This is a genomic window from Micromonospora sp. DH14, assembly GCF_029809455.1.
Lineage (GTDB): Bacteria > Actinomycetota > Actinomycetes > Mycobacteriales > Micromonosporaceae > Micromonospora > Micromonospora parva.
In genome coordinates, this window is sequence record NZ_JARVKT010000005.1 from 1 (window position 1) to 11,386 (window position 11,386).

Here is an 11,386-nt window from a genome sequence, read left to right on the forward strand (position 1 = left end):
CCCCCCCTCCCTCTCCCCCTCCCGCACCACCCACCCCCCAGCGCGCTGATCATGAAGTTGTTGCCACGACACGCCGCCCCGGAGGGCAATAACTTCATGATCAACAGGAGCAGGGTGCATCGGGGAGAAGGGGGTCAGGTTTTCAGGAGGACTCCGGTTAGGAGGACGCCGTGGGCGAGGTTGAGGACTCCGTCGCAGCCGGGGTAACCGACCCGCGCCAGGCCGCCGGAGGCCTGCCGGCCGAACAGGTACGGGGCCAGGGAGTACGGGACGTCGGCGGTGACCGTCTCACCGGTCTCGATCTGGACGAAGTCCATCGACACCCGGTCGGTCGGCAGGTACTCCTGAAGGATCGCGCCGCCCTGGTCGACGGCAGCCCGCACACCGTCGGCCCAGTCCACCGCGCTCAGCTCCGGGCCGAGCAGCACCCCATGCCCGGCCGAACCGTCGGCCGGCTTCGCCACCAGCGTGGCCTGCTCGGCGATGGCCCGGTCGAGCACCGCGGCGGTCAACGGCACCGTGTACGGCACGTGCCGGCGGATCAGCGCCTGGTCGTCGGCGGGCAGCCCGGCCACGTCCTCCCACAGCCAGGCGAAGGTGACCTTGTTGCCGAGCAGCCAGGCCGCCGCCGACACGAACATCGGTAGCGTGCCGGCGGCGAGGGCCCGGGCCACCGCGTCCAGGCCGGCGGTCGGGGTGACCCGGTTGGGCACGAACAGGCGGAACAGCGCGTCGACCGGCGCGCCGTCGACGACCAGGCGCTGGTCGGCGTCCACTGTGGCGGTGGAGACCGGGGCGATGACCAGGTCGATGCCGAAGTCCCGGGCCCGTACGGCGAGCGGGTCGAGGATCCGGATGAACGTCTGCGGGTCGTCCAGGCCGGGGTAGTCGGCGTCGAAGTCCATCAGCAGCGCCACCCGGGCGCCCTCGGGCAGTCGCAGCTCGTCGCGGATCGCCACGAACCGCTGGTCCAGCAGGGACGGGGCGGCCCGCACCGGCAGGTCGTCGAGGATGCCCTGGTCCTGGTAGAGGCGCGCGTACCGCTTGATGACGGTGTCGGCGTCGAACCCGCCGCCGAGGCTGCTGTCGATGTTGTACTCGACGAACTTCGGCACCCCGGCGGAGAAGATCACATCCGGTCGGTACGCGGCCAGCAGCGCCTCGGTCAGCGGCTCGGCCTCGTCCAGCAACCGGGTCTCCCCCGCCGGTACGCCGAGCAGCCGGCGCAGCTCCCCGGCGGTACCGGCGCGACGACGGCAGGCGTCGAGGATGAGCTGCGCCAACCGGTCGCAGACCTCGTTGAGCTCCCGCCAGGCGTCCGCGGTGAGCACCGGGGGCCGGGCCAGCCGCCACTGCTTGTTGTAGGTGGCCCGGCCGTGGAAGACCTGCTCCCAGGCCGCCGCCCCACTGGCCACCATGGCCCGCCGGGCCGGCTCCGGCAGCTCGGCCCAGGCCCGGCCGACCGCCGGCCACTGATAGTTCGGGTCGATCATGATGAGTCCTTCACGGTCAGGTGGATGGCGGTGACGAGGTGGTCCCGGCCGGGTTGCACGGCCCGGTCCAGCGCCGGGGCGAACGGCAGCACCGCCCCGTCCGGTCGGGTGACCCGGCGCGGCGGGGCGAGCAGCCGGACCCGCTCCACCACCGAGGCGATGATCTCGGCGGCCATGCCGCAGGACCGGTTGCCGTCGTCGAACACCACGAGTCGCCCGGTACGGGTGACCGACTCGATGAGGCCGTCGATGTCGAACGGGTACAGGGTGCGCGGGTCGAACACCTCCACCGAGACCTGGTCGGCCAGTTCCTCGGCGACCGCGAGCGCGTCGTGCACCAGGTGCCCGACCGCGACCACTGTGACGTCGCAGCCGTTGCGGTGGATCCGGCCCCGGCCCAACGGCACCGGCGTCAGGTCGTCGACGTCGTCGCGCACGTCCATCGCGGCGGCCGGCGCGAACACCACCACCGGGTCGTCGTGGCGGATCGCGGTGACCAGCAGCCCGTACGCGTCGGCCGGGGTGGCCGGCACGACGGTGACCACGCCGACGTGCGCGAAGAGGCTGTACGGGTGGTCGGAGTGCTGCCCGGCCCACCCGGTCCGCGAGCCGGAGCCGGGCACCAGGTAGGTGACGGGGACACGGCACTGCCCACCGGTCATCAGCGGGAACTTGTGCGCGTGGTTGACGATCTGCTCGAAGACGAGGAACAGCAGCGACGGGATCTGGAACTCGATCACCGGCCGCAGCCCGGCCAGCGCCGCCCCGGTGGCGAAGCTGGTGAACGCCTGCTCGGACAGCGGCGTGTCGCGGACCCGTTCGGCCCCGAACCGCTTGGCCAGCCCGGTGGTCACCAGCGAGGCGCCGACCTGGATGTCCTCGCCGAGCAGGAACACCGCCTCGTCGCGGGCCAACTCGTCGGCGAGGGCCCGGGTCAGCGCCCGCCGGTACGACAGTCGCGGCATCTCACCCACCTCCGGTGCGGGCGGTCAGGCCGCTGGCGTACAGGTAGGTCAACGCGTCGGCCGGGTCGGGTTCGGGGCTGTCCAGGGCGAACCGCACCGCCGCGTCGACTGTCGCCTCGACCTCGGCGTCCACGGCGGCGCGGTCGGTGTCACTGAGGCGCTCACCCTGGATGCGGACCGGGTCGCGGGCCCGACCCCGGGTCACCTCGTCGGGCGGCCGGTAGTCGAGGCGTACCGCGTGTTCGAAGGTGTGGTGGGCGTCGAAGCGGTAGGTCCGGGCCTCGATCAACTCGGGGCCACCGCCGGCGCGCATCCGGTCGACGGCGGCGGCCGCGGCGGCGCGTACCGTCTCGGGGTCCTGGCCGTCGACCTCGACGGCCGGGATGTCGAACGCGGCGGCCCGGCCGGCGATGCTGCCGGCCACCGCGCCGGCGACCGGCATGGTGGTGGCGTAGCCGTTGTTCTCGCAGACGAACAGCACCGGCACCCGCCAGAGCGCCGCCAGGTTGAACGCCTCCAGCAGCATCCCCTCGTTGACAGCGCCGTCGCCGAAGAAGCTCACCCCGACGGTGTCGCGGCCCTGCCGTCGCCGGGCCCAGACCGCGCCGGTGATGATCGCCCCGGAGGCGCCGACGATCGCGTTGGCGCCGAGCACACCGATGCTCAGGTCGGCGGCGTGCATCGAACCGCCCCGGCCGGCGTTGAGGCCGGTGACCCGGCCGCACAACTCGGCGAGCATCCGGGCCGGGTCGGCGCCGCGCGCCAGCACGTGCCCGTGCCCCCGGTGGGTGCCGGCGAGCACGTCGTCGGCACCCAGCGCCGCGCAGACGCCGGCGGCGACCCCCTCCTGACCGAGGTACGGGTGGATGCCGCCGACGATCTGCCCGCCGTGGACCAGCTCCACCGCCCGTTCCTCGAACCGGCGGATCAGCCGGACCGTGCGGTAGAGCCGGACCCTGTCGGCGTCGGTCACACCGGCCCCTTGATGGCGGCGAGGATGTCGTCCCAGAGCCTGGCCCGGGCGGCCAGCGCGGTGTTGACGGTGACGGCGCACTCCTGCCACCTGCTGTCGTCGTCGCCGCACAGGTCGGCGAGCATCTGCATGGCCATCGGGGTGTGCTGTTCGCCGTCGACCTCGATGTGGCGTTCCAGGTAGTCGACGAACGTGTGCAGCCGGTTGCTGACCTCGTTGACCGAGACGACCTGGGTGAACATGTCCGGGATCAGGTCCTCCCGGCCGAACGCGAAGGCCGCCGCCTGACAGTGCACCGGCGTCGACTCGATGATCTGCCAGGTGGTCGCGGCGAACCTCGCCGACGCGGCGGGCACCCCCGCCTCGGTGAGCGCCTCGGTGACCGGACGGCCGGCGCGCAGCAGCTCGATGAGGGCGTTCACCGCCGTGGTGTCCGCGCCGGCCTCGGCCATGCCCCGCACGTACAGCTCGAAGTGGCTGATGTAGCCGCCGCCCAGCTCGTCGCTCTCCTCGACCATGACGATGTCGTTGATGAGGCGACGACTGCCGGTCGGGCCGGTCGGGATCCACGGCACGCTGACGCAGGTCAGCTGCCGCTGCAACGACTTCAGCAGGGACATGAAGTCCCAGACCGCGAAGACGTGGTGCTCCATGAAGGTGACGAGCGCCTCGTGGGTGTCGAGGTTGGTGTAGAGCGGGTGCTTGACCACGGCGTCGCGTCGGTCGGTCACCGCCCGCTCCAACCGCTCGATGCCCGGGTGCGTCCTACCCCAGTCGTACCGTGACATGTCAGCCTCCCTGCTGGGCGCGGTGGCGCCAGATGACCGGGCAGTAGTCGGGGTCCGCGTAGTCCGGCCGCCCGTCGTGGGTACGGCGGACCAGCACGTCGTGGTTGTACGCGGCGAGGGTGCCGTCCGAGAGCGGGTACTCCCGCCAGGCGTTGTCGCCGTCCTGCAGGTGCAGCGAGATCGCCTGTCGGGGCCGACCGCTGACGTTGGGGCCGCTGCCGTGATAGGTGCGGCAGTGGTGGAAACTCACGTGTCCCTTCGGGATCACCATCGGGATCTTGCGGATCTCCGCGCCGTTGTACGCGGCGTTCTCGGCCAGCATCTCCTCCAGCTGGCTGCGGTCCCGGTCGGCGAAGTGCCGCACCACCGTGTCGTCCGCGCCGATCTCCTTCCACCGGTGCGAACCGTCGACCATGGTGATGGTGCCCATCTCCTCCCCGCAGTCGTGGAAGGGGATGAACGCGGTGAGCATCTGCTCCGACGACGAGGACGCCCAGTAGTGCTTGTCGAAGTGCCAGGGCACGATGTTGCTGGGCTCCCCGTCGATCGGCGGCTTGTAGATCAGGGTGGACTGGAAGACGCGGATCTCGTCGGCCCGGGCCAGCCGGGCCGCGACCGCGCCGATCAACGGCTTGCGCAGGATCGCGCCGAGCCCGTCGTGCTCGTGGTGGACGTAGTCGTTGTGCCGCTGCACCGGGCCCCTGGACGGGTCCCAGTAGGCGAGCTTCGGCGGGCGGACCGGCAGCCGGCGGTCCCGCTCACCGTCGTAGTAGCGCGCAGCGGCGGCGGCGAGGGCGTCCACCTCGTCGTCGGTGAAGACCTTCTTCGACAGGTACCAGCCGTGCTCGGCGTAGTGCCGCACGTCGTCGTCGGACGGCAGCAGCTCCCGCTCCTCGGCGGTCAACGTCGACCCGAACCCGGTCACGGTCATGCGCCCACCTCCTGTGGTGTGGCCGCCACGGCGGCCAGCTCCCGCTCCTTGGCCTCGTAGAGGGCCTTGATGTTGCCGCTGCCGAAGCCCCGCGCGCCGCGCCGCTCGATCAGCTCCAGGAAGAGCGTGCGTCGCACGTGCATCGACTCGGCGAAGATCTGCAACAGCTGACCGTCGTGGTCGGAGTCGACAAGCACACCCAGCTCGCGCAGTCGGTCCAGTGGGGCGTCCACCCGGCCGACCCGCGCCTCCAGGGCGTCGTAGTAGCTGGCCGGGGTGCCGGCGAAGCGCACCCCGCGCCGGCCCAGCGCCTCCACGGCGGCGACGATGTCCTCGGTGCGCAGCCCCAGGTGCTGCACTCCCCCACCGGCGTGCTGGTCGAGGAACGCGTCGATCTGCCCCGGCCGCCGGGTGCGGTCCGGTTCGAGCAGGACCACCGTGACCCGCCCGGACGGGCTCTGCACCACCTTGGAGTTCATCCCCTGCCCGTCGACCTCGATGTGCTCCTCGAAGATCTGCGCGAAGTCGAACAGCGCCTCGAAGTGCCGGACCGTCTCGTCGAGCTGACCGGGCGGCACGCAGACCGCCAGGTGGTCGATCTCCGCGAGCACCGGCGGATGCTCCTGCGCCGACGACGCCGTCGGTGTGATGGCCCCGGGCAGGAACTCGGCCCGGTCGCCCCGGCGCTGCACCAGCCGGTGCCGCACGTCGGCGAAGCCGTCCACCTCGGCGATCACCACCTCGGCGTCCGCGCCGGTGCGGGTGGTCGGCGGCGTCACGCCGGTCGCACCCCGGCCCACCAGCTCGGCGTACGCGGCCGACACGTCGTCGACCTCGACCGCGACGACAGCGATGCCGTCACCGTGGCGCTGCACGTACCGGGCCGCCGGATGCTCGGCGCTCAGGCCGGAGGTGAGCAGCAGTCGGATGTCGCCGTGGCAGAGCAGCAGCGAGCGCTGCCCTTCCAGCCCGGTCTCCGGGCCACCCTGGCCACAGATCTCGAAGCCGACGGCGGTGCTGAAGTAGAAGGCCGCCTGCCGGGCGTCCCCCACGTAGAGTTCGATGTGGTCGATACCACTGATGTCCATGTCCCCTGAAACCCCTCCCACACAGTTCCCCCCGCGTTGCCGTCCGGGCGCGCCCGCCCGGGATGCCGCCTCGATCACCCCCTCGGCTCGGCGACGCGTGCCAGCACCAGGCTCACGTTCTGGCCGCCGAACCCGAACGAGTTGGTGACCGCGTACTCCGGGTCGGCCTTGCGGGGCGCGCCACGGATGTGGTCCGCCGGGCAGGCCGGGTCCGGGTCGTCGAGGTGGTACGTCGGCGGCAGCAGCCCCCGACCGAGCGCCACAGCGGTGGCCGCCGCCTCCACCACCCCGGAGGCGCCGAGCAGGTGACCGGTGAGCGCCTTGGTGGAGCTGACCGGCACGCCGCCGACGCCGAAGACGTCCGCCAGTGCGGTGGTCTCCGCGATGTCACCGAGCTTGGTGCCGGTGCCGTGCGCGTTGACGTAACCGACCACCGCCGCCGGCACACCGGCGCTGCGCAGGGCCCGGCGGATGCACGCCGCCGCGCCGGCACCGTCCGGTCGGGGGGCGGTCGGGTGGTACGCGTCAGTCGTCGCGCCGTGCCCGGCCACCTCGGCGTACCCGGTGAGGCCACGCGCCGCGGCGTGCTCGGCGCGCTCCAGCACGAGCAGCGCGGCGCCCTCGGACAGGACGAAGCCGCTGCGGGAGGTGTCGAACGGCCGGCTCGCCCGGCCCGGGTCGGTGCCGGCACGCGCCAACGCCCTTGCGTTGCCGAAGGTGTCGGCGAAGGTCGGGAACAGCGGTGCCTCGCTGGCCCCGCACAGCACCACGTCGGCTTCCCCGGTCGCGATGAGCCGGACCCCGTCGGCGATCGCCTGGGCGCCGGAGGCGCAGGCGGTGCCGACCGACGAGCTGTAACCCCGGATGCCGTGGGCGATGGCGATCCGCGCCGCCGGCATGTTCGGCAGGATCCCGGTGAGCAGGTACGGGCTGACCGCCGCCCGACCCCGGGCCGCGCGGGCCAGCACCTGCGACTCCAGGGTGGCCATCCCGCCGACCCCGCCGACGATCACACCGATCCGGTCGGGGTCGACGTCGCGGCCCACCACGATGCCGGCGTCGGCGAGGGCGTCGGCGGCGGCGAGCAGGGCGAGCACGACGATCCGGTCCAGGATCCGGGCCTCCGGCCCGGACGCGACGGTACGCGGGTCGATGTCGGGCAGCAGGCCGGCGACGTCCAGCGACTCCCGCGCCGGGTGCCCCTCGGCCGGACGGGTCAGCCCGGACCGGCCGGTGGTCAGGGCGTCGAAGGTCTCCTCGACCCCCCGCCCGACCGGGGTGAACAGCCCCATCCCGGTGATCAGCGCGGTCACGAACGCGCCTCGGTGAGGTAGCGCTCCCGCAGGACCACCTTGCGGACCTTGCCGGTCACGGTGACCGGGATGTCGGCGGAGCGCACCGGCACGACCCGCCGCAGGGTGGCGCCGACGTCGGCACCGAGAGCGGCGCGGACCCGCTCGGTGCGGTCCTGCGCCTCGTCCGCGCCGGCGGCCAACTCCAGCAGCACGTCGGTGACCACCACCCCGGCCTCGGCGACGATCACCACGGTGCAGTCGGTGACGTCCGGGCAGGCGGCGAGGATCCGCTCCTCGGACAGCGCCGTGTAGAAGCGCCGCCCGTCACCCGCGTCGACCGAGTCCACCGCCCGGTCCAGGTGGTAGTAGCGGCCGTCGGCGTCGGCGCGGACCAGGTCACCCGTGAGGTACCAGCCGCGCTGGCGGAAGCGGTAGGTGGTGACCGAGTCGTTCCAGTAGCCGCGGAACAGCGACGGCGAGTCGATGCCCAGGAAACCCACCTCGCCGGCCGGCACCGGCTCACCGTCGGCGTCGAGCACCGCGACGTTGGCGAACTGGTACGGGCGGCCGATGCACCGGCCGTACCGGTCGGTGTCGGCGCGGTGGGTGATGTGGAACATCGAGTGCCCCATCTCGCTGGAACCCAACCCGTCGATGAAGACCGACCCGGGCACCTTCGCCACCCCGTCCCGGGTGACGGTGTCGTGCCAACCGACCGCCACGAGGCGGCGGATGTGCGGCTCGTGCGAGGCGTCGCCGGTGTTGAACCACAGCCGCACCGAGTCCAGGTCGTACCCGGACAGGTCGAAGCGGGCCAGCTCCGCCCAGGTGACCGAGAAGCCGAACACCCCGTCGGGGCGCCAGCGTTGGATCGCGTCGAGCACCTGCTCGCCGCCCTGCTCGGACAGCAGGAACATCTGCGCGCGGTTGCCCAGCGCCTGGTTGACCATCAGCACCGTCGCGGTGTGCGGTGCGGGCAACGCGTTGAGGATCCGGGTGGTGCCCTGCGCCTGCGGCATGGTGAGCAGGTGCCGGGTGGCCGCGAAGAGGCTGGCGTGTGAGTGCAGCACCGCCTTGGGCACCCCGGTCGTCCCGGAGGTGTGGGTGATGACGATCGGGTCGTCCGGGTGGTGCCGGTAGTGCGCCGGGGCGGCGGCCGGGTCGCCCGTGCCGGCCTGCGCGGGGGTGCCGAGCAGCGGCACGCCCAGGTCATGCCCGGCCAGCAGCGCGGTGTGCGCGTCGTCGGCCAGCACCCCGACGCCCCGCAGGCGGCGGATGTACTCGGCGGCGATCTCCGGGCGAAGCTTGCCGTTCATCAGCGCCGGGATCGCGCCGAGGCGGGCCAGCGCCAGGAAGCTGAGCACCATGTCGGCGGCGGCGGTGGCCCAGACGGCGACCGGGTCGCGGGGGCGTACCCCGTGTTCGTGCAGCCAGGCGGCGCGGGCGGCGACCCGTTCGTCGAGCCGTCCCAGCGTCAGTGGCGTCTCGGCGGGGTGCCCGTCGACGGCGGTGTCGAAGGTCAGGCCGGGCCCGTCCGGGTCGGCGCCGTGCGCCAGCACCCGGGCCAGGACGTTGCCCGCCCCCAGTTCGGTGTCGGCGGCCAGTGCGCCGCGCAGTCCCCGTTTCCTCATGGTCGTGCTCCTCCCCCCAGCAGCACCGCGACCGCCTCGGTCGGCCCGTCGGGTGCCTGTTCGATCAGGATCAGCAACACCTCGTCGGCGTCACCGTCGTCGCGTAGCAGGTCGGCCTCGGCGACACCGTCGGTGTACGGGTCGCCGGTCGGGCTGAGACAGACCACCGGACCGCGCAGGCCCCACCGGGCGGCGATGTGCCCGGCGACGCTGTTGGGCACGGACTGGAAGAAGAACAGCGGGCCGACCCGCCCGCCGGCCTCGACGGTCGCCCGTACGTGTCGGGCGCTGGCCAGGTCGCCGCTGGCGCTGACCAGCACGATCCCCGTAAGCACCTCGGGTGGCACCGGCTGGGTCCCGTACCCCCGCCGCAGGCACCGCTCGGCGACGGCCACCACCACCGGCGCGAAGTCCGAGTGCACGAACCCCGGCACCCCCGCCACGCCGCCCTCGTCCCCGACCTCCGGCCACCAGGCCCTCGCCCTCTCCCCCGCCCTCGCCCCCGCCCTCGCCCTCTCCCCCGGTGATCTTGCAGTTTCGGTCGTCGTTTCGGGCACTTGGTCGGATTCGTCGGGACAGAAAGTGCAAGATCGCGGGGAGTTGGCGGCGGTCATCCGACGCCGACCAGGAGGGCGGTGTTGGCTCCGCCGAAGGCGGCGTTCAGGGTCAGGGCGTGGGTGACCGCCGTGCGGCGTGGAGCGGTGGTGATGACGTCGAGTGGGCACGCCTCGTCGGGGCCCTGCCAGCCGGCGTTGACCGGCAGCTCACCGTGGCGCAGCGCGAGGGCGGTGACCACCAGTTCGAGCAGGCCGGACGCCTCCAGCGCGTGCCCGTGCACCGACTTCGTGGAGCTGACCGGGACCTCGGTGGCGTGCCCGCCGAGGGCCCGGTGCAGCGCGGCAGCCTCGGCGGCGTCGCTCTGCGCGGTGCCGGTGGCGTTGGCGTTGACGTAACCGACGGCCCGCGGTGCCAGCCCGGCCCGGCGCAGCGCGCCGCCGATCGCGCGGGCCAGCCCGGTGCCGCCGGGCTCCGGCTGGCAGGGGTGGAACGCGTCACCGGCCCGTCCCCACCCGGCCACGGTGGCCACCGGATCGGCGCCACCGCGTCGTCGGCCGCTGCTCGACTCCAGCACCACCGCGGCCACGCCGTCGCCGAGCAACAGCCCCCGCCGGCCGGCGCTGAAGGGGCGGACCGCCCCGTCGACCGCGAGGGCGCGACCGGCGTCGAAGAGCGCGAACTGGTCCGGCTCCACCAGGTAGCCGGCGGCGACGACCACCCGTTCGACGTCACCGCGGGTGATCTGAGCGGCGGCGTCGGCCACCGCCGTGCTCGCCGACACGCAGGCGCTGGTGTAGACCCGGGTGTGCCCGGAGAGGCCACATCGGGCGGCGAGCTGACCGGCGAGCACGGCCGGGGCCGGGCCGGTGGCCGGTCCGCCGTGGACGGCAAGCAGCAGGGCGCACCCGGTGCGGCCCTCGCGGTCCAGGCCGGCCGCCCGGCACGCCTCGTCGATCGCGGCGGCCAGCTCGTCGGTCAGCGTGCCGACCTCGGGCAGGGTGGCCGCCACGGTGACCCGACGGGCGGCGGTGTCGAACCGGCGTACCGGGCCGAAGGCCGGCACACCGGCCAGCACGCCGGCAAGCTGCGCGTCGGCGCCCCGACCGAGGGCGCTGACGGCGTACACACCGGTGAGCTGGGCGACGCGCGCCTCAACCATCTGTGGGTGCGGTCAGCGACGCCCGGAACACCGCCAGGGCGTCGTCGACGGTACGGATGCCGGCCAGCTCGTCGTCGGCCAGGTCGAGCCGGCGGTCGTAGCGCTGCTCGACGAGGTGCACCAGCCAGGCGAGCTCCATCGAGCCGATCCGGTCGGACACCTCGGCGGCTGGTTTCGCGGTGAGTTCGGCGAGCATGCTCAGCAGGTCAGCTCGCCCCAGATCGGGCTGACCGCCCATCAGACCGGGTCGCTCGTGGCCTCGGCGACGCGCTTGGCGACCATCGTGGTGAACTCGCCGACAGTCATCAGGGCCAGCTGCTCGGACTCGTCGTCGGCGAACGTCACGCCGTAGCGGTCCTCGACCCGGACGGACAGGTCGGCCAGGGCGAGAGACTCCAGGTCGACGCCGGACGGGCCGAGTGTGGTGTCGTCGTCGAGCCCCTCGACGTCGTAGTTCATGTCGGCGAGCTGCTCGACGACGAAGGCGCGGACCTCGGCTCTCATG

Annotated in this window: 12 protein-coding genes; all 12 read right to left on the reverse strand. The window is 73.1% G+C overall.

The window, feature by feature from the left end:
- Positions 1–134: 134 nt before the first annotated feature.
- Positions 135–1,493, reverse strand: coding sequence for a hypothetical protein (locus QCZ28_RS08860; RefSeq protein WP_279516134.1), 1,359 nt, complete (start codon positions 1,491–1,493; stop codon positions 135–137).
- Positions 1,490–2,458 carry a transketolase C-terminal domain-containing protein gene (locus QCZ28_RS08865; protein ID WP_279516135.1) on the reverse strand — a complete coding sequence of 323 codons (969 nt, stop codon included), beginning with the start codon at positions 2,456–2,458 and terminating at the stop codon, positions 1,490–1,492. The genes QCZ28_RS08860 and QCZ28_RS08865 overlap by 4 nt, the downstream gene beginning before the upstream one ends.
- Before the next feature lies 1 nt (position 2,459).
- A complete protein-coding gene (locus QCZ28_RS08870) occupies positions 2,460–3,431 on the reverse strand; it encodes a thiamine pyrophosphate-dependent dehydrogenase E1 component subunit alpha (protein ID WP_279516136.1) in 972 nt (323 codons plus the stop codon).
- Positions 3,428–4,219 carry a DUF3050 domain-containing protein gene (locus QCZ28_RS08875; protein WP_279516137.1) on the reverse strand — a complete coding sequence of 264 codons (792 nt, stop codon included), beginning with the start codon at positions 4,217–4,219 and terminating at the stop codon, positions 3,428–3,430. The genes QCZ28_RS08870 and QCZ28_RS08875 overlap by 4 nt, the downstream gene beginning before the upstream one ends.
- Position 4,220: 1 nt before the next feature.
- Entirely contained in the window at positions 4,221–5,150 is a 930-nt protein-coding gene (locus QCZ28_RS08880) for a phytanoyl-CoA dioxygenase family protein (RefSeq protein WP_279516138.1), read from the reverse strand.
- Positions 5,147–6,238 (reverse strand): 4-hydroxyphenylpyruvate dioxygenase, encoded by a 1,092-nt coding sequence (hppD, locus tag QCZ28_RS08885; protein ID WP_279516139.1) that lies wholly within the window; start codon positions 6,236–6,238, stop codon positions 5,147–5,149. Before hppD ends, QCZ28_RS08880 begins: the two co-directional genes overlap by 4 nt.
- 74 nt (positions 6,239–6,312) lie before the next feature.
- Positions 6,313–7,551, reverse strand: coding sequence for a beta-ketoacyl-[acyl-carrier-protein] synthase family protein (locus QCZ28_RS08890; protein WP_279516140.1), 1,239 nt, complete (start codon positions 7,549–7,551; stop codon positions 6,313–6,315).
- A complete protein-coding gene (locus QCZ28_RS08895; protein WP_279516141.1) occupies positions 7,548–9,164 on the reverse strand; it encodes a class I adenylate-forming enzyme family protein in 1,617 nt (538 codons plus the stop codon). Before QCZ28_RS08895 ends, QCZ28_RS08890 begins: the two co-directional genes overlap by 4 nt.
- A complete protein-coding gene (locus QCZ28_RS08900; RefSeq protein ID WP_279516142.1) occupies positions 9,161–9,607 on the reverse strand; it encodes a beta-ketoacyl synthase chain length factor in 447 nt (148 codons plus the stop codon). Before QCZ28_RS08900 ends, QCZ28_RS08895 begins: the two co-directional genes overlap by 4 nt.
- Before the next feature lie 167 nt (positions 9,608–9,774).
- Positions 9,775–10,881 carry a beta-ketoacyl synthase N-terminal-like domain-containing protein gene (locus QCZ28_RS08905; protein ID WP_279516143.1) on the reverse strand — a complete coding sequence of 369 codons (1,107 nt, stop codon included), beginning with the start codon at positions 10,879–10,881 and terminating at the stop codon, positions 9,775–9,777.
- Entirely contained in the window at positions 10,874–11,119 is a 246-nt protein-coding gene (locus QCZ28_RS08910; protein ID WP_279516144.1) for an acyl carrier protein, read from the reverse strand. Before QCZ28_RS08910 ends, QCZ28_RS08905 begins: the two co-directional genes overlap by 8 nt.
- Complete coding sequence (locus tag QCZ28_RS08915) at positions 11,119–11,385, reverse strand: acyl carrier protein (RefSeq protein WP_030332988.1); 267 nt, start codon at positions 11,383–11,385, stop codon at positions 11,119–11,121. Before QCZ28_RS08915 ends, QCZ28_RS08910 begins: the two co-directional genes overlap by 1 nt.
- Position 11,386: the final 1 nt, after the last annotated feature.

What these genes read in the sequence shown, in the direction of transcription:
- hppD (WP_279516139.1), bottom strand. Translation starts at nt 6,238, where the DNA reads ATGGACATCAGTGGTATCGACCACATCGAACTCTACGTGGGGGACGCC.
- QCZ28_RS08905 (WP_279516143.1), bottom strand. Translation starts at nt 10,881, where the DNA reads ATGGTTGAGGCGCGCGTCGCCCAGCTCACCGGTGTGTACGCCGTCAGC.
- QCZ28_RS08880 (WP_279516138.1), bottom strand. Translation starts at nt 5,150, where the DNA reads ATGACCGTGACCGGGTTCGGGTCGACGTTGACCGCCGAGGAGCGGGAG.
- QCZ28_RS08910 (WP_279516144.1), bottom strand. Translation starts at nt 11,119, where the DNA reads ATGGGCGGTCAGCCCGATCTGGGGCGAGCTGACCTGCTGAGCATGCTC.
- QCZ28_RS08915 (WP_030332988.1), bottom strand. Translation starts at nt 11,385, where the DNA reads ATGAGAGCCGAGGTCCGCGCCTTCGTCGTCGAGCAGCTCGCCGACATG.
- QCZ28_RS08875 (WP_279516137.1), bottom strand. Translation starts at nt 4,219, where the DNA reads ATGTCACGGTACGACTGGGGTAGGACGCACCCGGGCATCGAGCGGTTG.
- QCZ28_RS08860 (WP_279516134.1), bottom strand. Translation starts at nt 1,493, where the DNA reads ATGATCGACCCGAACTATCAGTGGCCGGCGGTCGGCCGGGCCTGGGCC.
- QCZ28_RS08865 (WP_279516135.1), bottom strand. Translation starts at nt 2,458, where the DNA reads ATGCCGCGACTGTCGTACCGGCGGGCGCTGACCCGGGCCCTCGCCGAC.
- QCZ28_RS08895 (WP_279516141.1), bottom strand. Translation starts at nt 9,164, where the DNA reads ATGAGGAAACGGGGACTGCGCGGCGCACTGGCCGCCGACACCGAACTG.